Source organism: Pseudomonas putida (genome assembly GCF_026625125.1).
Lineage (GTDB): Bacteria > Pseudomonadota > Gammaproteobacteria > Pseudomonadales > Pseudomonadaceae > Aquipseudomonas > Aquipseudomonas putida_X.
In genome coordinates this window covers 1,432,403-1,452,223 of the sequence record NZ_CP113097.1, presented here as the reverse complement: position 1 = coordinate 1,452,223, position 19,821 = coordinate 1,432,403, and the positions used below count along the sequence as shown (strand labels likewise).

The following is a 19,821-nucleotide window of genomic DNA, read 5'->3' as shown; positions in this document are numbered from 1 at the left end:
CCGCTCTATCTCCTGCGATACAGGCTATGGCGCGGCGCGTGAATTGTTGGTAGCTTTTCGCCCCGGAGATCCCAAGGAGTTTCTAATAATGAAAAAAGTAATGCTCAAAACCTCCCTCGGCTTGGCCGTGGCTTTCGCTTCCAGCCATCTGTTCGCTGCCGGCTTTGCCCTCAACGAACAGAGCATCAGCAGCATGGGGACAGGTTTCGCGGGACGTTCTTCTTCTGCCGAAGATGCCAGTACTGTGTTTGGCAACCCGGCAGGCATGTCACGCCTCAAGCGCGAACAATTCACCGTGGGCGGCGCTGCCGTCATTGCCAAAACCGATATCTCGGGCCCTGGAAGCAACCTCGGGGGGGAAACCGACGGTGACATGGTGCCTGTGGTCGGCGTACCGATGGGCTACTACGTCAAACCCCTCGACGATCACTGGAGCGTCGGTTTCGGCGTCTATGTACCGTTTGGCCTGGTCACCGACTACGGTAGCGACGATGCCGCGCGCTATTGGGGTAAAAAGAGCCACGTCGAAGTCATCACCTTCCAGCCAACCGTCAGCTACGCCTTCAACGATAAGGTGTCGATCGGTTTCGGCCCGACCATCAACCGCATCAAGGGCGAGTTGGGCTCAAGCCTGATCAACCCGTTCACGCCGGGCAGCAATGACGGTGAAGTGAAGATCAAGGGCGACGATACCGCTGTCGGTTACAACATCGGTATCCTGGTGCAGGCCACCGACCGTACTCGTGTCGGCCTGACCTACCACTCCATGGTCGACTACAAGCTCGAAGGCAAGACCCGTGTGAGCACCCCGCTGATCGGGCCTTTCAATGGCGACAAGTTCGACGCCAGCCTCAAGATCAAGACACCGGAGTCGGTGGATCTTTCGGTCACCCACGAACTCGACGACCAATGGACCCTCTACGCGGGCAGCACCTGGACCCGTTGGAGCCGCCTCAAAGACATCACCGTGCAGAACGATGTGCCGGCACCGCTTGCAGGTTCGGCGTTCGAGACCATCAGCGAAGAGCAGAACTGGCACGACACCTGGGCCCACGCCATTGGCGCGTCCTACAAGGTGAACAAGGAGTGGGTGCTGCGCACCGGCTTTACCGTCGACCAATCGCCAACCAACAACCACGACCGTTCACCGCGCATCCCGACTGGCGACCGCAAGGTGTTCAGCCTGGGTGCGGGCTGGAGCCCGAACGACGACATGACCATCGACGTGGCCTACTCCTACCTGTGGGAAGAGGACACCAAGGTCAACCAGGTCAGCGCCACCAAAGGCAGCTACCAGGCCAAGTACGAGAACAGCGCTCACGGTGTAGGTGCCTCCCTCACCTACCGTTTCTGATCCGCACGGCTGTGTAAAAGCAGCCCGTGTGGCTGACGCCAGTCAGTCCGCGATATCAGGGCTGCTACGCAGCCCATCGCTGGCACGCCGGCGCTCACAGGGACCGCGCAGTGCTTTAGGTTCTGTGTTGTACCTGTAAGGGCCAGCTTGCCGGCGATGGGCTGCAAACCCCAAGCGAAAAAGGCAAAACAAGAGCGCGGGGTTAGGGCTGCGATGCAATCGCCTTCTCGATCGCCGCCGTGAACTCAGCATCATCCGGTTTGGTCAGGCTGGAGAAGTTGGCAATCACCTTGCCCCTGCGATCAATCACGTACTTGTAGAAATTCCACTTCGGAGCACTGCTCTGCTCCGCCAGCCCCACGAACAGCGGGATCGCATCCTTGCCGCGCACCGCCTGGGTCTTGGTCATGGTGAACGTCACGCCATAGTTGGCATAACAGACCTTGGCGGTCTTCTCGCTGTCGGCGTCTTCCTGCTTGAAATCGTTGGACGGCACGCCAAGCATCTCCAAGCCTTGCTCGTGATATTTCTTGTAGACACTCTCAAGCCCCTCGAACTGCGGCGCAAACCCGCAATAACTGGCCGTGTTGATCACCACCAGAGGCTTACCGGCAAAACGCTGGCAAAGGTCGACCTCACCCTTGCCACGCAACTCCGGCAAGCTGCCCTGCAACAATGCCGGGCAATCCGCCGCCCAGGCAGAACCGGCAGCGAACATGACCAGCAACGGCATCATCAACCCATATGCACGCATCGAAACACTCCTCTGCAAGACGACCCTCGAACTTGCAGGGTAGCGCTTAACACACACCTACGCCCAGTTGCATGAGGGCCATGCCGCCCCGATGCCAGCCCCACCACGCCAGCACCAGCAGCAGTGCCGCCCCCACGGCGAGCAACGCGCGGGCCAGGTAGCGGTTCATGCCGCCTGAGCCTGCAGGCGGGCGACCGGGCGTTCACTCACCGGCCAGTTGAGTGCGGCTGCCAGCAGGCTGAGCAGAATGGAGATCTGCCAGACCAGGTCGTAATTACCGGTACGGTCATACACCACCCCCCCCAGCCAGCCACCGAGGAAGGCACCCAACTGATGGAACAGGAAGACGATGCCGCCCAGCATCGACAGGTTACGCACGCCGAATACCGTGGCAACGGTGCCATTGGTCAAGGGCACGGTCGAAAGCCACAGCAAGCCCATGGCAATGCCGAAGAGGTAGGCGCTGAACTGGGTCACGGGTGCCCAGAGGAACAGCACGATCACCACCGCGCGCAACAGGTACAACGCCGTGAGCAGGCGCGGCTTGGACATGCGCCCACCCAACCAGCCCGCCGTGTAGGTGCCGACGATGTTGAACAGCCCGACCAGCGCCAGCACGGTGGTACCGGTGGTTGCCGCCAGGTGCTGGTCAACCAGATAGGCCGGCAAGTGCACGCCAATGAATACCACCTGGAAGCCGCAGACAAAAAAGCCCAGCGCCAGCAGCCAGAAACCCGAATGCGAGCAGGCTTCACGCAACGCCTGGCCCAGCGTTTGTTCGCCACCGAGGGCAGGCAACGGGCGGTCACGCAGCAGCCCGACAAAGGGCACGATCAATGCCACCAGCAGGCCGAGCACCAGCAGCGCTGCCGACCAGCCCAGCCATTCGATAAGGCCCAGCGTACCGGGCAGCATGGCAAACTGGCCGAACGAGCCTGCCGCGCTGGCAATGCCCATGGCCATGCTGCGCTTCTCAGCCGGCACCGCCCGGCCAACCACGCCAAGAATGACCGAGAACGAGGTGCCGGACAGGCCGATACCAATCAGCAGGCCGGCACTGAGTGACAGCGACCAGGCCGAGTCGGCCGTACTCATCAGCAGCAGGCCCGCGGTATACAAGATGCCGCCGATGATGACCACCCGCGCTGCGCCCAGGCGGTCTGCCAACGCACCGGCAAACGGCTGCGCCAAACCCCAGATCAGGTTCTGCAGGGCAATGGCGAACGCGAAAACTTCACGGCCCCAGCCAAAATCTGCGCTCATCGGCGCCAGGAACAAGCCGAAGCCGTGCCGCACACCCAGGGACAATGCCAGGATCAACGCAGCCCCCACCAGTACCCACCCGCTGGTTCGCCAAACCGAAGTCATTGTCGTTATCTCCAGCACATCACAAGGTTATGCGGGTATATACCCGCTTTAAGTCAAATTGGCTCAAGCCAGTTCTGCCAGCAAACGCACCAACTGGTCGCGCTGCCCCTCACCCAATCGCTGCACCAGTACTTGCTGCGCCAGCTCCCATGCTGGGTAGGCCGCTTGCAAGCGGCTCGCCCCCGCGTCAGTCAACAGCACGACACGGTTGCGCTGGTCATCCCCCTCAGCCAAAGCTACCAAGCCTTCGGCTTCCAGCACCCTCAGGTTGCGGCCAAGGGTGCTGCGCTCCAGGCCCATGGCTTCAGCCAGGGTGGTGATACTCGGCCGGTCGAGCCGCTGCAGGTGGCGCAATAGGGAAAATTGGGCGACGTTGATGCCGAAACCTTCGAGGGCTTCGTCGTAATGCCGGCTCACCCCACGGGCGGCACGACGCAGGTGGGTGCAGATGCATTCACTGGTCAACATGGTTACGTGTATATACCCGCGTTTGGCATGTTGCAAGAAGTTTCAGCGCTGCTGCGGGCTCAAACGTCGGCGGATCGGCTCGAATGCTTCGGTAGCGCTGCGCGCCAGCGGGTCCGGTGCCCCGTTATCGATGGCTTGCCAATAGCGCCAGGGCACCTTGGCCGAACCCAGCTCATAGTCCATGCCATCCCAGCTGTCCTCACGGAAGCTGTAGAAGGCCCAGTGCAACTGGTTGCGATCAAGCACGCTGAGCACGTCTTCAAGGTACTGCCTGCAGCCCGGCAAGCGGCGCATGCAACCGAACTCGCCAACGACCAGGCGCTCACGCGGCACGTTGTTGGCCGCCATCCACGCCAGCGGCTGCTCAAGGTACTGCTCTACCCGTTTGCCATCCCAGTGCCAGGTTTGCCCGGCAAAGGGTACCGGCCCTGGATAGGCATACGGTTTTTTGCGCGCCATGTTTGGCGCGCTGGTGGCGGCATAGGGCTCGTACATGTGAATGCTGTACAGCACCCGCTGATCCTTGAGCGGCTCGGGCCAGTAGCTCAAAGCATCGGCTGCTGCATACCAACCAGCGTCGAGCATGACTGGCATGAGCGTATCCACCTCACGGATCGCCAGCAGCAGTTGCCGGTAAAAGCCGGGCAGATCACGTGTACCGCCCTTTTCGCGCGCATACCACTGCTGCATGTGCCGCTCGGGCGCATGCTCGGCAAGGCCGCCCTCACGCTCCGGTGCAGGTTCGTTGATCAGGTTGTAGGCAGCGATGGCCGGGTGGCCCTTGAGCTCGCGCGCCAGGTCACGCCAGAAATCGGCCGCCTGGGCCCAGTACTGCTTGTCTTGCCACAGGCGGTCATCGAACTGGCCCTGGTTGTTTTGCGACCAGCGCATGCCCGGCAGCGAAAGTGGGGCAATCACGACCTTCAGGCCAGCCTCATGCGCACGATCAAGTGTTTCACGCAGTGTTTTGAGGTCCGTTTCGGCCAAGCCCCGGTAATGGTCGGCGCTACCCAACAGAAAGTCGCGCTGCGCAGGTTGCCATTTGTCATAGGACAACCGCACCCAGGTGGCGCCATAACCGCGCAAAGCGTCGAAGTAAGCCTGATCGGGTGGCAGGCGGTTGAAGCTGTTACCGCCGTGGCGCGGGGTGCTCCAGAAACCCATGAGGTCGGCGGCAAGGGCCGGTGGCAGGGCAAAGATGAACAAGCTGGCAAGGATCCAATGCCACATGAGGCCTCCTTGGCCAATTGAAAAAACCGAGGATACCCTTTCCGACCCACGAAGCATTTGCTGATGTATTGCCGGGCATTGCACCTGGCAGGTGCAGCTACATCCCCAAAGCGAGCCCCAGCACCACGGCCAGCTCCAGCAACTCCAGCACTGCCCCCGCGGTATCGCCAGTGGTCCCGCCCAAGCGCTGGCACATCAGCTGTCGTAACCAGCAGAACACCGCGAACGCCAGCAGGCCCACCCACAGCGCACTCCAGCCTCCCAGCAGCAGGCAGAACAGCAAACTGCCCACCAGCACCCAGCGCGCCGTGCGACGCGGCAGGTGCTCGGCCAGCGCTTGCCCAAGCCCGCCAGGGCGCACGTATGGCGTGCCCAGGAACAGCCCCAGCATCGCTGCCCGCCCAATCACAGGTGCCAGCACCAGCAGTGCACCCGCACCCCGCTCGACAAGCACCCACAGCGCACAGAACTTCAGCAACAACACCAGCACCAGGGTGACCACGGCAATCGGCCCGCTGCGCGGGTCCTTCATGATCTTGAGCGTGCGCTCGCGATCGCCGAACCCACCCAGCCACGCATCAGCGCTGTCTGCCAGGCCGTCCAGGTGCAGCGCACCACTGAGCAATACCCATAGGGCCAACAGCAACGCCGCGTGCAAAGGTGCCGGCGCGCCTTGCAACAGATGGCTGGCAAGCCACAGCAACAGCCCGAACAGCAATCCGACCAGCGGATAGCACAGCAGCGAGCGCCCCACCTCACGCGGTTCAGGCATACCGGGCAAGCGTACCGGCAGGCTGCTGAGAAACTGCAGGGCAATCCAAAAAGGCAGCATTTCAGTGCACCTCGGTCAATTGGCCGTCTCCGCCCAGGCTAAGACGTACAAGCGCGCCGTGGCCCACTTCGACCTGCAGCAACTGCTCCTTGGGCAAACCGCGCGCACGCGCCAGCAGCAGGCGCATGACACCACCGTGGGTGACCAGCAACACCTGCTTGCCGGCATGCTGCTGATGCAAGCGGGCGACAGCCCCCAGCACCCGCTGGGCGAACGCACTGACGGCCTCACCGCCGGGCGGCGTATAGCTGTAAGGATCGGCCCAGAAACGTCCCAGCTCATCCGCTTGCGTCTGCATGATCTGCAGGGCGCTGCGCCCTTCCCACTCACCGAAGTGCAGCTCTTGCAGATCGGCTTCGCGCTGCACCGTCAAACCCAGCCGTTCACCCAGCTCATCGGCAAACCGCGCACAACGCTGCAAGGGTGAGCTGACCACTACTTGCCAAGGGGCGCGATCCTCCACGGCACTGCGCATCTGCGCCCAGCCCAGTTCGGTGAGGGCATCGTCCAGGCTGCCACGCAAACCGCCACCCTGTTCGGTTTCACCGTGGCGCAACAAGTGCAGCATCATGCCGGCCGGTCCGCCACGGCTGCTTCGGCAAAGGTCGCCATCTGCCCATGCAGCACGCAGGCCATGCGCAACAGTGGCACCGCCAGCGCCGCACCGCTGCCCTCGCCCAGGCGCAGCCCCAGGGCCAGCAGCGGCTCGGCCTGCAGGGCCTCGAGCAACGCCTTGTGCCCAGGCTCGGCACCTTGGTGGGCAAACAGCAGCCAGGCCCGGCAGTGTGGGTTCAGGCGCACGGCTACCAGCGCGGCGACGCTGCAGATGAAGCCGTCCACCAACACCGCTATGCCCTGCTGTGCACAGGCCAGGTAGGCGCCGGCCAGGGCGGCGATCTCAAAACCACCCACACAGGCCAGCGCCTGCAGCGGGTCGTCGGCACGCAGGCCGTGCAGCACCAAAGCGCGCTCTATCACCTCAGCCTTGTGGCGGACCCCTGCGCTGTCCAGGCCAGTGCCTGGGCCACTGAGTTCGCGCGCCGGGCAGCCCAGCAGGGTGCTGGCCAGCGCTGCAGCAGCCGTGGTATTGCCAATGCCCATCTCGCCACCGATGAACAGCTGCGCGCCGTTCTGGGCTGCGCGCAGGGCGCTGTCACGGCCGGCTTGCAGGGCCGCCCGCAGTTGCACCTCGGTCATCGCCGGCTGGCGGGCGAAGTTGGCGGTGCCGGCACCCAGGCACAGGTGGCGAACACCAGGCAATTGCAGGTTCGGGTCGATGGTGCCGAGGTCGACCACGTCCAGCCTTGCCTGCAGTTGGCGCGCCAGCACGCTGATCGCTGCGCCGCCGCCGACGAAGTTGCGCAACATCTGCCCGGTGACCGCCTGCGGATAGGCCGAAATCCCCTCCTCGACCACGCCATGGTCACCGGCAAAGAGGGTGATGGCGACCTGATCCAGGCTCGGTCGCTCAACCCCCTGCAGCCCGGCCAGGTGCACAGCCAGGTGTTCCAGCTGGCCGAGCGACCCGGCAGGTTTGGTCAGCTGCTGCTGACGGGCGCGGGCCTGATCCATGGCGGCGGTGTCCAGAGGTTGGCAGGCATCAAGCCACCAGGTCGAATTCATAGAGCAGGTCCTTTGAGCATCAGGGGCAGGCCAGCGACGGTGAGTACCACGCGCTGGCAACGTTCGGCGACGGCCTGGTGCAGCCAGCCGGCCTGGTCGACATAGCGCCGGGTCAGCTCGCCCATGGGCACTACACCCAGGCCGGTTTCATTGCTGACCAGAATGATCACGCCGGGCAATTGCTCCAGGCAGTCGAGCAGTGCATCGCGCTCTCGGGCCAGGCGCTGATCGTCGTCGAGCATCAACAGATTGGTCAGCCACAGGGTCAGGCAGTCCACCAGCAGGCAGCGCCCTTCGCCCGCTTCGGCGCGCAGCGCGGCAGCCAGGGCGAGCGGCTCTTCGATCAGCGCCCAATCGCTTGGCCGGCGCTGGCGGTGCTGGCGTACCCGTTCGTTCATTTCGCCGTCGAGGGGTTCGCTGGTGGCGATATAGGCCACCGGCAGGCCGCTACCGGCTGCCAGTTGTTCGGCCAGGCGGCTCTTGCCCGAACGGGCACCGCCGAGGATCAGGTTGCGCATGTCAGGCGAGCCCACAAAGTTTGCGCAGTTGCGCGGTGTCCAGGTGCTTTTCCACCAGGTCGGCCAGGCGTTCGATATCCCGTTCGCGCAGGGCCTGGTAATCGATCTGCTGCACGTCCGCCAGGCCCGCCCAACGCAGCAGCGCTGCGCATGACTGGCTGCCTTCGAACAGGCCATGCAGGTAGGTGGCGAGGATCTGCCCGTCGGCGCTGATGGCTCCGTCGCTGCGGCCATCGGCCAGTTGCACGGCGGGGCGCTCCAGCGCGGGGCCTTGGGTGACGCCGGCATGGATTTCGTAACCGGCCACAGGCGACTGTCCGAGGTGCAAGGCCCCGGCTACGTTGCGCAGCTGCTTCTCGGCCTCAAGCACCGTGGCGTAATCGAGCAGGCCCAGCCCCGGGCTGGACCCGGCAGGCCCCTCGAGGCCGAGCGGATCATGCACCTCACGGCCCAGCATCTGCAGGCCGCCACAGATACCGATGAGCTTGCCACCGTAGCGCAGATGGCGGGCGATGGCGGTATCCCAACCGCGCGCGCGCAGTTGCGCCAGATCACCACGCACGCTTTTGGAGCCAGGCAGGATGATCAGGTCGGCAGGCGGAATCGGCTGGCCAGGGCCGATGAACTGCAGGTCCACCTGAGGATGCAGGCGCAATGGGTCGAAGTCGGTGTGATTGCTGATGCGCGGCAGCACCGGCACGATCACCTTGAGCACGCGCTCATCCTTGGCCGCCTGGCGTACATCGATGCCGTCTTCGGCCTCCAGGTGCAGGTCGGTGACATACGGCAGCACACCCAGCACCGGCTTGCCCGTGCGCTGCTCCAGCCAGTCCAGGCCCGGCTGCAGCAGGGCGATGTCGCCACGGAAACGGTTGATGACGAAGCCCTTGACCCGGGCCTGCTCGGTCGGCGACAGCAGTTCCAGGGTACCGACCAGGTGGGCGAAAACGCCGCCGCGATTGATGTCGGCGACCAGAATCACCGGGCAGTCGACCGCTTCGGCGAACCCCATGTTGGCGATGTCACCCGCACGCAGGTTGATCTCGGCAGGCGAACCTGCACCTTCGACCATCACCACCGGGTACTGGCCGCTGAGGCGCTGGTGGGACGCCAGTACCGCCTGCATGGCGATGGCCTTGTAGTCGTGATAGGCCACCGCATTCATGCTGGTGACCGCGCGGCCATGGATGATGACCTGGGCGCCGGTGTCACTGTTGGGCTTGAGCAGCACCGGGTTCATGTCGGTGTGCGGCGCCAGGCGGCAAGCCTGGGCCTGCACCGCCTGGGCGCGGCCGATCTCACCGCCATCGGCAGTCACGGCACTGTTGAGTGCCATGTTCTGCGGCTTGAACGGCACCACGGCCACCCCCTGGCGCAGCAGCCACCGGCACAGGGCGGTCACCAGCGTGCTCTTGCCGGCGTCGGAGGTGGTGCCTTGCACCATGAGGGTGGTCATGCCATTTCCTTCTGATAATCGGCCAGGGCCTGGGCCAGCCGCTGCTCTTCAGCAGCGCAGGCGGGCAGGCCCAGGCGCACGGCAGGTGGCTGTTCGAACAGGCGCACCAGGATGCCGCGGCGGGCCAGAAAGTCATGCAGGTGCGCTGCGCGCTCGTAGCGTACGTACTGGAACAGGTCGCAACCACCTGCGGGGGCCAGGCCGGTGTTTTCCAGCAGCCGGGCAAGCCGTTGGCTGGCACGGGCACAACGCTCGATCTGCAGCGGGTGCGCTGCCCGGTCGGCGAAACACGCCTGGGCCAGCACCCGGGTCGGGCCACTGACGGTCCATGGGCCCAGCAGGTCGGCCATGCGCCGCAACAGTGGCTGCTCGGCTGCCACGCAGCCCAAGCGCACACCGGCCAGGCCGAAGAACTTGCCGAACGAGCGCAGCACGATCAGCCCAGGGCGTTCGGCGCAACCGGCCACGCTGTGCTCGGGCGTGTTGTCCATGAAGGCTTCATCCACCACCAACCAGCCGCCGCGCTCGGCCAAGCGGGCATGCCATGCCAGCAGGCGATCGCGCGGCACGCGGTGGCCGGTGGGGTTGTTCGGGTTGACCAGCACCAGCACATCGAGGCTGTCCAGGCACGCCTGGGCCTCGCTTTCATCCAGTTCGATCACGTGATGCCCGGCGCGTCGCCAGGCCTGTGGATGCTCGGCATAGCACGGCGACAGCACCCCGACACGACCGCTCGGGCGCAGATGCGGAAGGGCCTGGATCGCCGCTTGCGAGCCCGCTACCGGCAACAACTGGCCAACACCGTAGTACTGGCGGGCCGCCTCTTCGAGGCCGTCTTCGGTCTCGGGTAGCCGCGCCCAGGCGTGCGCCGGGATCGGCGGCACCGGGTAGGCCCACGGCGCAATACCGCTGGACAGATCGAGCCAGGCCTCCCGGGCAATCCCGTATTGCCGCACTGCCCTGAGCAGTCGGCCGCCATGTTCAAGCATTGCAGTAGGCTCCCACGCAGATCACCAGCAACCACAACCACACGCCACGCTGCACCAGGGCCCAGCCGCGCTCGATGGCACCGGCATCGGCCACCGGGCCTTCGCCCAGGCGCGGGCGCTCGTGGCGCTCACCGTGATACACCGCCGGGCCACCGAGTTCGACACCCAGCGCACCGGCCCCCGCCGCCATCACCGGCCCGGCGTTAGGGCTGTCCCACAACGGGCCTTGGCTGCGCCAACAGGCCAGCGCCAGGCGGGTTTTGCCGAGCAAGGCGTAGGTCAGTGCCACCAGCCTTGCGGGAATATAGTTGAGTACATCGTCGATGCGCGCCGCGCACCACCCGAAGCGCTCAAAGCGTTCATTGCGGTAGCCCCACATGGCATCCAGCGTATTGCTCAGGCGGTACAGGACCACGCCCGGCGCTCCGGCCACGATGAACCAGAACAGCGCGGCGAACACGGCATCGCTGCCGTTCTCCAGCACCGATTCGGTTGCGGCCCTGGCCACGGCCGGCTCGTCGAGCTCGCGGGTCTCGCGGCTGACCAGGTAACCGACGCGGCGCCTCGCCGCCTCCAGATCACCCTGGCGCAGCGCGCTGGCGACCGGCAGCACATGCTCGCCAAGGCTGCGCAGGCCCAGGGCGCAGTACAGCGCCAGCACATCCACCAGCCAGCCAATGTAGGGCAGCCAGGAGAGGATCAGCGCCACCAGGGTCAAGGGCACCACGGCCAGGAACCAGGCACTCACGCCGTGGCTGCGCCAACCACGCCCACCGGCATTCAGGCGCTGCTCCAGGCTCGACGCCAGGTTACCGAAGGCCACCAGCGGATGGCGCCGCTGCGGCTCGCCGAACAATGCATCCAGGGCCACACCGGCCACGGTCAGCAAGGCGACACTCATGGGCGCTCTCCCCAGTGGTTCTCATACAGCATGTCGCTCAAAGGCCGTTCCTGGGCCCAGTTTTCCATCACCAGCATGGGGGCCGGATAGAACTCGGTCACAGGCCCCAGGCACAGCACCGCCACCGGTTTGGCGCCGGCAGGCATGCCCAGCAGCGCAGCCAATGCCTGCGGGTCGAACAACGATACCCAGCCCAGCCCCAGCCCTTCGGCACGGGCCGCCAGCCACAGGTTCTGAATGGCGCAGGCGAGCGAGGCGAGGTCCATTTCCGGCAAGGTCCGCCGGCCGAAAATATGTGGCTCGCGGTTGTCCATCAATGCCGCCACCAGGACTTCGGCGCAGTCGTTGATGCCTTCTACCTTGAGCTTCATGAAGGCGTCGCTGCGCTCGCCCAAGGCCTGGGCCGTGCGCACCCGCTCCTCCTCGACCAGCGCCTGGATCCGCCCGCGCAGATCCCCCTGGCTGATGCGGATGAACCGCCAAGGCTGCATCAGGCCAACGCTGGGGGCCTGGTGCGCCGCGCCGAGCAGGCGGCCGAGCACGTCAGGCGCAACGCTGCCGCCGGCGAAGTGGCGCATGTCGCGGCGCTCGCCGATTGCCCGGTAGACGGCCGCGCGCTCGGCATCGCTGAAGGCGTGCTCGCTCATGGCCGCAACAGCGCCGCCGCCGCCTCTGGGTTGGAGGGGAAATAGAAGTGCACATAGGATGCAGTGAGCCGCCCAAGGCGGTAGACCGCCTCGTTGCCGCGCCCGCCGTTGGGGCTCAGGCCGCGCGCGATGGGCTGCAGCTCGGTGCTGGTCAGGGAGTGGTGGTAGGTGTGGCCGCGCAGAGTGCCTTCGGGCAGCTCCACAGCTTGCAGGGCCAGCGCCGCCAAGCGTTTTTGCATGGTCGCCTCGCCGGGCAGCAGGCCGAGCAGCGCTGCACGTTCACCGGCTACGTCGGTCAGGGCATCGAGCAGGTAGAGCATGCCACCGCACTCGGCCAGCAACGGCTTGCCGGCGCCGTGGTGCGCACGGATCGCGGCGCACATCGGGGCGTTGGCGGCCAGCGCATGGTGGTACAGCTCCGGGTAGCCGCCCGGCAGGTACAGGCTGTCTACATCGGGCAACGCGCGGTCGTGCAGCGGTGAGAAGAACGCCAGCTGTGCGCCCAGGTTGCGCAGCAGGTCGAGGTTGGCGCCGTAGGTGAAGGCGAACGCTGCGTCCCGGGCGACGCCAATGCGCACACCCGCCAGCGAGGCGGTGCAGGGCACGTCCTGCGGCGCGGCGAATGCCACCGGCGGCGGCAATGCGGCATCGCAGCTGCTGCCCAGTGCCTGGGCGGCAGCGTCCAGACGCGCATCCAGGTCATTCAGCTCGCTGGCCTGCACCAACCCCAGGTGGCGGCTGGGCAGCTCGATACCGCGCTCGCGCGACAGCCCGCCGTACCAGCGCAGGCCTTCGGTCAGGCTGCCTTCGAGCAACTGCGCGTGGCGCAGGCTGCCGACACGGTTGGCGAGCACCCCAGCGAACGGCAGGTCGGGCTGGTAGCGCGCCAGCCCCAGGGCCAGTGCACCAAAGGTCTGGGCCATGGCCGTGCCATCGATCACCGCCAACACCGGCACGCCGAAGTGGCGCGCCAGGTCGGCACTGGACGGGGTGCCGTCGAACAGCCCCATCACGCCCTCTATCAGGATAAGGTCGGCCTCACCCGCCGCGTCCCACAGCAGGCGGCGGCTTTCCTGCGCACCGATCATCCACAGGTCGAGCTGGTACACTGGCGCCCCGCTGGCACGCTCGAGGATCATCGGGTCGAGAAAATCAGGCCCGCATTTGAACACACGGACCTTGCGCCCAAGGTTGCGGTGCAGGCGGGCCAGGGCTGCGGTCACGGTGGTCTTGCCCTGGCCAGATGCCGGTGCTGCGATCAGGACGGCTGGGCAGTGGCGCGTCTGACTCACAGTTCGACGCCCTTCTGTGCACGGATACCCGCCTGGAAGGCATGCTTGAGCATGCCCATCTCGGTAACGGTGTCGGCCAGTTCGATCATTTCGGCTTTGGCCGCGCGGCCAGTGACGATCACATGCTGCATGGGGGGGCGCGCCTGGATGTCGCCAAGCACCTGATCGAGGTCGAGGTAGCCGTGCTTGAGGGCGATGTTCAGCTCGTCGAGCACCACGAACTGGACGCTCGGGTCCTGCAGCAGCTGGCGTGAAACCGCCCAGGCTGCCTCAGCGGCGGCAATGTCGCGCTGGCGGTCCTGGGTTTCCCAGGTGAAGCCTTCGCCCATCACGTGGTAACGCACCTGCTCGGGGAAGCGCCGGAAGAACAGCTCCTCGCCGGTACTGTTGCGGCCCTTGATGAACTGCACCACGCCACACTGCATGCCATGGCCCAAGGCGCGTGCGAGCATGCCGAACGCCGAACTGCTCTTGCCCTTGCCATTGCCGGTCAGCACCAGCAGCAGGCCGCACTCATTAGGGGAATTGGCGATGCGCTCGTCGATGATCGCCTTCTTGCGCTGCATGCGCGCCAGGTGACGTTCGTCGCGTTCGGTGGTTTCGCTCATGGGGGTCTCCGCAGGCTGTCGCCGCGTAAGACACGGCGACAGGTCGATAGGCGGGCAGACGGAGAGCGCGCAGGGCCGTGGCCAGACGCCACGGTGCACCGCGCATCACCCTCCGTGATGCCGTTGGCAGTGACAGGCCGGTCTCCGGGCTCGTGAGCGGGCGTTGGCCCGGGCCCGCGCGCCTTCCCGGATACTGGCATCCAGTGGCCGTGCGCGGTTTTTGACTCACCTACCGTTGCGGGGGCAGCGCCGGACTCGCACCTTATAGGCGCACACCGGCTTCCCAGTTTCACCCTGCCCAGACGGGCTTGCAGGGCACCTGAAACACGCGCGAAGGTTAGAGTGTTGCACCGGGAGCGTCAATCGAAGGGGGTGATTTGGCAGCGATCTGATGCCGATAAAGGCGCATGATCGATTGCTCATGGATCGCTGCGAGCGGATCGGCCGCTACGACCGGGAAGTGCTCAGCTGAACCACTGGCCGTTCTCCCGGCTCTGAATCTTCAAGAGCATCGTCACAGGGGTGCAGACATGAAACACATGCGTGTTGTCTTTCCTTGGGTACTGGGCGCTTGCCTGGCGGGCTGCACCGAGAGGGCCATGCTGGAGGTCAGTGAGGGCAGCGGCCCGTCTGTACAGCTGCCCCCACCGAAAAAGACGTTGATACCCACCGTCAACATCGCGCCGGCCATCGGCTGGCCAACGGGTGGAAAACCCAAGGCGGCAGCAGGCACACAGGTGAAAGCCTTCGCCGACAACCTCGACCACCCGCGTTGGCTTCATGTACTGCCCAACGGTGATGTGCTGGTGGCAGAGACCAATGCCCCGCCCAGGCCTGATGATGGCAAGGGCCTGCGTGGCTGGGCCATGGACAGGGCGATGAAGCGCGCCGGTGCCGCGGTGCCCAGCGCCAACCGCATCACCTTGCTGCGCGATGCCGACCATGACGGCGTTGCCGACACCCGCACGACCTTCATCGACGGGCTCAATTCGCCGTTTGGCATGGCACTGATCGGCCAGGATTTCTATGTCGCCGATACCGACAGGCTGCTGCGCTTTCGCTACACCTCGGGGGCTCTGCAGCTTCGCGAACCGCCGGAGCAGGTCATCGAGTTGCCAGCGGGGCCCCTGAACCATCACTGGACCAAGAACGTCATTGCCAGTGCCGATGGCAAGAAGCTGTATGTGACAGTCGGCTCCAACAGCAATGTCGGTGAGAACGGCATGGAACAGGAACAGGGACGCGCTGCGATCTGGGAGGTCGATGCGGCCAGCGGCGCGCACCGGATCTTTGCCTCTGGGCTGCGCAACCCCAACGGCCTGGCCTGGGAGCCGCGTACTGGTGCCTTGTGGACGGCAGTCAACGAGCGTGACGAGATCGGCAGTGACCTGGTGCCCGACTACATCACATCGGTGAAAGATGGCGGCTTTTATGGTTGGCCCTACAGCTATTACGGCCAGCACGTCGATGAGCGGGTCGTGCCGCCGAACCCGCAAAAAGTCGCGCAGGCACTTGTGCCGGACTATGCCGTGGGGCCCCATACCGCATCACTGGGGTTGGCGTTTGCAGAGCCCGGTGCGCTGCCTGCACCGTTCGACCAGGGTGCTTTCGTGGGCCAGCATGGCTCCTGGAATCGCCAACCGCACAGTGGCTACAAGGTGATCTTCGTGCCATTCGACACGGCTGGCAAACCTGTCGGCAAACCCATCGACCTGCTCAGCGGCTTTCTGGATGGCGATGGCAACGCCATGGGGCGACCGGTAGGCGTGGTCAACGACCATCGCGGCGGCGTGCTGGTGGCAGACGATGTGGGCAACGTGGTGTGGCGGGTAAGCAAGGCGCCGTAGCGCCTTGCGCGATCAAGGGTTATGCGCCAGATGCCCTTGAGTGATCACCCGTTTTGCCTGCAGGTAGGCTTTGGACCAGTAACTGTTGGACAGGTAATCCAGACGTACAGTGCCACCGGTGGACGGAGCATGCACGAAACGCCCTTCGCCCACGTAGATACCGGCGTGACTGACCTGCGAGCCACCGCTGGTGGCGAAGAACACCAGGTCGCCCGATTGCAGGGAGTGGACATCCACGGTCGGAGCACGCATGACGATCATCTCTCGGGTGGAGCGAGGCAGGCTGATACCCGCCGCATCCCGGTAGACGTAGTTGATCAAGCCACTGCAATCGAAACCGGAATCGGGTGTGTTACCGCCCCAGCGATACGGCGTACCCACCAGGCCGATCGCGCGCATCAGCACGTCGTTGGCAATCGGCGAAGCAGGAGGTTGGCTGTACGAGACCTGAGGCTGTGTCACAGGCGCCGGTGCCGGGGCACGGCTGGAGCAGGCGGCAAGCAATGCCACCAGGGAAAGGAGTGCGAAGCGCGCCATCATCACCATGGCAGAACATCCTGTCTGAGATCGCTGGGCTGCAACCGAAAAGTGTTGAGAATTTAGATTAGACGCATTCTGTAAATGCGCACGGCGACTAGCTTTTCAAGCATCGTCGCCGTGGCAGGGTACATCATTTTGATATCAGTTGCGTGCGAGATTGCTCGCCGGCGCCATGGCCAGGGCGCGCTTGGCCTCGATGAAGGTCTTGCTCCAGTAGCGATCACCGAGGTTGTCGATGCGCACACCACCGCTGCGGCGGCTGCTGGAGTGGATGAACTGGTTGTCACCCAGATAGATGCCGGCATGGCTGACACGGCCACGGCCATTGGTGCTGAAGAACAGCAGGTCACCCGGCTTGAGCTTGTTGCGGGCCACCTTGGGCGCATCGACGTTGATCATTTCGCGGGTCGAGCGCGGCAGGGTCATGCCGGCCTCTTCGCGGAACAGGTAGCCGATGAAACCGCTGCAATCGAAACCGGACGCCTGCGAGGTACCACCGAAGCGGTAACGGGTACCGATCAGCGACATGCCACGTTCGAGGATGCTGTCGGCCAAGGCTGGCAACTGATAAGGCTTGCTGGTGCTGGAGAACGCCTGAAGGTCATCTTCAGTGGCCACTTCGGGTTGCTCGCCGAACACGGACGATACCGAAGCTTTGGCCTTGGGCGCCGACTGGGCGGCGACCGGGGTGTGATCCTGGGGCTGGGAAACAGGGCCTTGGGCCGCGCAGCCAATCAGCAGGGTCACAAGTGCGAGGGGCACGAGGGGTGCGAAGCGCTTGAGCATGGGCACGACCGTGTCTGTAGTCCTTTAGAAGGGGGAAACTATGCCTTCTATCAGGCCCATTTGCAAATTTTATCGAAAAAGATGTGACTTTTTCGTTTTGCCGCTCAAAGCACCGTATTCAAGGGCTTACCAGCCAAGGGTTTCTTTCAGGAACGGGATGGTCAGCTTGCGCTGTGCCTGCAAAGAAGCCTGATCGAGCCGCTCGAGCAGGTCGAACAGGGCACTCATGCTGCGCGTACCACGGGTCAGGATGAAGTGGCCGACTTCGTCGGTCAGGTGCAGGCCACGGCGCGAAGCGCGTAATTGCAGGGCGCGCAGCTTGTCTTCATCAGACAGCCCGCGCATCTGGAATACCAGCGCCAGGGTCAGGCGGGACTTGAGGTCGGGCAGTTTGATCGGCAGTTCGCGCGGCGAGGCCGAGGCGGCCAGCAGCAGGCGCCGACCACTGTCGCGCAGGCGGTTGAACAGATGGAACATCGCCTCTTCCCACTCTGCCTTGCCGGCAATCACGTGCAAGTCGTCGATGCACACCAGTTCGTACTGCGCCAGGTAATCGAGCAACCCGATACCACGATCGAGCAACTGCGCCAGCGGCAGGTACACAGCGGCTTCGCCCCGCTGCTGGAAGCGGTGAGTGGCGGCTTGCAACAGGTGGCTACGGCCGACACCCTGCTTGCCCCATAGGTAGATGAGGCTCTCGGTCCAGCCGGCGTCGGCTTCGCACAGCCGCTCTACGTAGCCCAACGCCGCTGCATTGGCGCCCGGATAGTAGTTGATGAAGGTGGCGTCATCGCGCAGGCGCACACCCAGGGGCAACTGGATCGGTGGTTTCATGCTCGCGGGCGGTCGGGAGACCACAGGGGGCCTAGGGTGATCGGTGTGCAAAGTCTATACCCGCAACGCGGGTGGCACAATCGCGAAGGCACGTAGCACAAGCAAAATCAAAGAGTTGCAAGACAGTTTGGCGCCTACAGGGTTTGCGCCGGGTTTTAGAAATTGGGCAAGGCGGTTGCTTCCACCGGTAAAGCCCAGGCCTGAAGAACGGCACGGTCGTGGTGGGAGCCGGCTTGCCGGCGATGGGCTGCGTAGCAGCCACCATAGATGACCTGTAATAGCCCGAGCGTGCTCGACGGAACCAGCGAGCATCGGGGGCCGCTTTGCGGCCCATCGCCGGCAAGCCCGGCTCCCACATGGATTGCGCCTGCCTTTAGACATTGGGCAAGACAGTTGCTTCCACAGGTAAAGCGCAGGCCTGAAGAACTGCACGGTCGCGGTGGGAGCCGGCCTTAGAAGTTGGGCAAGACGGTTGCTTCCAAAGGTAAAGCGCAGGCCTGAAGAACGGTGCGGTCGTGGTGGGAGCCGGCTTGCCGGCGATGGGCTGCGTAGCAGCCCCCATAGCGGAGCTGTACTACCCCGAGCGCCCTCGACGGCACCAACGAGCATCTGGGGCCGCTTTGCGGCCCATCGCCGGCAGTCTCCCACTTGGATGGCGCCAGCTTTTAGAAGTAGAGCAAGACAGTAGCTTACAGATCAGGGTCGACCTCCCCCGCGTACATGTCCGACTCCTTGTACAGATCATGCACATGGCGCAGCAACACCATGATCACTGCAGCCACTGGCAAGGCCAGCAGCACGCCGGTAAAGCCGAACAGTTCGCCCCCGGCAAGGATGGCGAAGATCACCGCCACCGGATGCAGGCCGATACGGTCCCCCACCAGCAACGGTGTCAGCACCATGCCTTCCAGCGCCTGGCCGACCATGAACACTGCGACGATGCCCAGCATCGGGTACAGGTCGCCGCCAAACTGGAACAACCCGGCCACCAGCGCCGCACCGATGCCAATGATGAAGCCCATGTAGGGCACGATGGCCGCCAGGCCGGCCAGCATGCCGATCAGCAGCCCCAGCTCCAGCCCCACCAGCATCAGCCCGGCGGAATAGATCACCCCGAGCGCCAGCATGACCATCAACTGGCCCCGCACGAAGGCCCCCAACACCTCATGGCACTCTGCGGCCAGCCCGACCACCTGCGACTCGCGCTGGCGCGGCAGCAGGCTGCGCAGTTTGGCCATCATCAGGTCCCAGTCGCGCAACAGATAGAAGCCCACCACCGGGATCAGCACAAAGTTGGCCAGCCAGGCCAGCAGCGCCAGGCTCGAGGCAGTGGCTTGGGACAGCAGCATGCCAACGATGTCCGTGGTCTGGCCCATGTGTTCACTGACCGCGGCCTTGATCTTGTCGAACTTCCAGAACCCGTCGGCCAGGCCCAGGCGGCTCTGCACCCAGGGCAGCGCCACATGTTGCAACCAGTCGAGCATCTGCGGCGTCAGTTCATACAGCCGCACCAACTGTTTGGCCAGCATCGGGATCAGGATGAGCAGCAGTGCCAGCAGGATCAAGGTGAACAGGCCGAAGACCACCACCACTCCCCAGGTCCGCGACAACCCCATGCGCTCCAGGCGATCGACCAGCGGATCGGCCAGATAAGCCAGCAGGATCCCCACCAAAAAGGGTGAGAGGATGTTGTGCAGGCCATAAAGAAGCAGGGCGATCAGCAGGGCGACACCCACCCAGATCCAACGGCGCATATCAGTCATGGTCGCTTATC

Annotated in this window: 21 protein-coding genes and 1 riboswitch; of the genes, 2 read left to right on the top strand and 19 right to left on the bottom strand. The window is 64.6% G+C overall.

Annotated features, from left to right (window positions below; all coding sequences use genetic code 11):
• Positions 1-88: 88 nt before the first annotated feature.
• Positions 89-1,354, top strand: coding sequence for an OmpP1/FadL family transporter (locus OSW16_RS06675; RefSeq protein WP_267821755.1), 1,266 nt, complete (start codon positions 89-91; stop codon positions 1,352-1,354).
• Between the two features lie 202 nt (positions 1,355-1,556).
• Here the strand turns inward: OSW16_RS06675 and OSW16_RS06670 are convergent, their stop codons facing one another.
• From OSW16_RS06670 to cobO, 15 genes are all read right to left on the bottom strand, one after another.
• Positions 1,557-2,108, bottom strand: coding sequence for a glutathione peroxidase (locus tag OSW16_RS06670; RefSeq protein WP_267821753.1), 552 nt, complete (start codon positions 2,106-2,108; stop codon positions 1,557-1,559).
• Between the two features lie 46 nt (positions 2,109-2,154).
• Positions 2,155-2,277 (bottom strand): hypothetical protein, encoded by a 123-nt coding sequence (locus OSW16_RS06665; RefSeq protein ID WP_267821751.1) that lies wholly within the window; start codon positions 2,275-2,277, stop codon positions 2,155-2,157.
• Positions 2,274-3,476 (bottom strand): MFS transporter, encoded by a 1,203-nt coding sequence (locus OSW16_RS06660; protein ID WP_241802780.1) that lies wholly within the window; start codon positions 3,474-3,476, stop codon positions 2,274-2,276. Before OSW16_RS06660 ends, OSW16_RS06665 begins: the two co-directional genes overlap by 4 nt.
• A gap of 63 nt (positions 3,477-3,539) precedes the next feature.
• The gene (locus tag OSW16_RS06655; RefSeq protein WP_241802778.1) at positions 3,540-3,944 is read right to left on the bottom strand and encodes a MarR family winged helix-turn-helix transcriptional regulator; all 405 of its coding nucleotides are present in this window, start codon (positions 3,942-3,944) and stop codon (positions 3,540-3,542) included.
• A 42-nt stretch (positions 3,945-3,986) separates the two neighbouring features.
• A complete protein-coding gene (locus tag OSW16_RS06650; RefSeq protein ID WP_267823901.1) occupies positions 3,987-5,108 on the bottom strand; it encodes a glycoside hydrolase family 5 protein in 1,122 nt (373 codons plus the stop codon).
• 163 nt (positions 5,109-5,271) lie between these two features.
• Entirely contained in the window at positions 5,272-6,006 is a 735-nt protein-coding gene (locus OSW16_RS06645; RefSeq protein WP_267821748.1) for an adenosylcobinamide-GDP ribazoletransferase, read from the bottom strand.
• Position 6,007: 1 nt separating this feature from the next.
• Positions 6,008-6,577 (bottom strand): alpha-ribazole phosphatase family protein, encoded by a 570-nt coding sequence (gene cobC / locus OSW16_RS06640; RefSeq protein ID WP_267821746.1) that lies wholly within the window; start codon positions 6,575-6,577, stop codon positions 6,008-6,010.
• Positions 6,574-7,629: a nicotinate-nucleotide--dimethylbenzimidazole phosphoribosyltransferase gene (gene cobT / locus OSW16_RS06635; RefSeq protein WP_267821744.1), complete on the bottom strand. Its 1,056-nt coding sequence runs from the start codon at positions 7,627-7,629 to the stop codon at positions 6,574-6,576. The genes cobC and cobT overlap by 4 nt, the downstream gene beginning before the upstream one ends.
• Entirely contained in the window at positions 7,626-8,147 is a 522-nt protein-coding gene (gene cobU, locus OSW16_RS06630; RefSeq protein ID WP_267821742.1) for a bifunctional adenosylcobinamide kinase/adenosylcobinamide-phosphate guanylyltransferase, read from the bottom strand. Before cobU ends, cobT begins: the two co-directional genes overlap by 4 nt.
• Position 8,148: 1 nt before the next feature.
• Positions 8,149-9,603, bottom strand: coding sequence for a cobyric acid synthase (locus OSW16_RS06625; RefSeq protein WP_241802772.1), 1,455 nt, complete (start codon positions 9,601-9,603; stop codon positions 8,149-8,151).
• A complete protein-coding gene (gene cobD / locus OSW16_RS06620) occupies positions 9,600-10,592 on the bottom strand; it encodes a threonine-phosphate decarboxylase CobD (protein ID WP_267821740.1) in 993 nt (330 codons plus the stop codon). The genes OSW16_RS06625 and cobD overlap by 4 nt, the downstream gene beginning before the upstream one ends.
• Positions 10,585-11,493 carry an adenosylcobinamide-phosphate synthase CbiB gene (gene cbiB, locus OSW16_RS06615; RefSeq protein WP_267821738.1) on the bottom strand — a complete coding sequence of 303 codons (909 nt, stop codon included), beginning with the start codon at positions 11,491-11,493 and terminating at the stop codon, positions 10,585-10,587. Before cbiB ends, cobD begins: the two co-directional genes overlap by 8 nt.
• Positions 11,490-12,140, bottom strand: a complete 651-nt coding sequence (gene bluB / locus OSW16_RS06610) for a 5,6-dimethylbenzimidazole synthase (protein ID WP_241802769.1) — start codon at positions 12,138-12,140, stop codon at positions 11,490-11,492. Before bluB ends, cbiB begins: the two co-directional genes overlap by 4 nt.
• On the bottom strand, positions 12,137-13,432 hold the full coding sequence (locus OSW16_RS06605; protein ID WP_267821736.1) for a cobyrinate a,c-diamide synthase: 1,296 nt from the start codon (positions 13,430-13,432) through the stop codon (positions 12,137-12,139). Before OSW16_RS06605 ends, bluB begins: the two co-directional genes overlap by 4 nt.
• Positions 13,429-14,040, bottom strand: a complete 612-nt coding sequence (gene cobO / locus OSW16_RS06600; protein ID WP_267821733.1) for a cob(I)yrinic acid a,c-diamide adenosyltransferase — start codon at positions 14,038-14,040, stop codon at positions 13,429-13,431. Before cobO ends, OSW16_RS06605 begins: the two co-directional genes overlap by 4 nt.
• 117 nt (positions 14,041-14,157) lie before the next feature.
• Positions 14,158-14,378, bottom strand: a riboswitch (cobalamin riboswitch).
• 192 nt (positions 14,379-14,570) lie between these two features.
• Between cobO and OSW16_RS06595 the strand changes: the two genes are divergently transcribed.
• The gene (locus OSW16_RS06595; protein ID WP_267821731.1) at positions 14,571-15,887 is read left to right on the top strand and encodes a PQQ-dependent sugar dehydrogenase; all 1,317 of its coding nucleotides are present in this window, start codon (positions 14,571-14,573) and stop codon (positions 15,885-15,887) included.
• Positions 15,888-15,899: 12 nt separating this feature from the next.
• Here the strand turns inward: OSW16_RS06595 and OSW16_RS06590 are convergent, their stop codons facing one another.
• The 4 genes from OSW16_RS06590 to OSW16_RS06575 form a co-directional block, all read right to left on the bottom strand.
• Positions 15,900-16,433, bottom strand: coding sequence for a C40 family peptidase (locus OSW16_RS06590; protein WP_267821729.1), 534 nt, complete (start codon positions 16,431-16,433; stop codon positions 15,900-15,902).
• 135 nt (positions 16,434-16,568) lie between these two features.
• Positions 16,569-17,213, bottom strand: coding sequence for a C40 family peptidase (locus tag OSW16_RS06585; RefSeq protein WP_267821727.1), 645 nt, complete (start codon positions 17,211-17,213; stop codon positions 16,569-16,571).
• A gap of 126 nt (positions 17,214-17,339) precedes the next feature.
• The gene (gene hda / locus OSW16_RS06580) at positions 17,340-18,047 is read right to left on the bottom strand and encodes a DnaA regulatory inactivator Hda (protein ID WP_039601502.1); all 708 of its coding nucleotides are present in this window, start codon (positions 18,045-18,047) and stop codon (positions 17,340-17,342) included.
• A 689-nt stretch (positions 18,048-18,736) separates the two neighbouring features.
• On the bottom strand, positions 18,737-19,810 hold the full coding sequence (locus tag OSW16_RS06575; RefSeq protein WP_267821723.1) for an AI-2E family transporter: 1,074 nt from the start codon (positions 19,808-19,810) through the stop codon (positions 18,737-18,739).
• Positions 19,811-19,821: the final 11 nt, after the last annotated feature.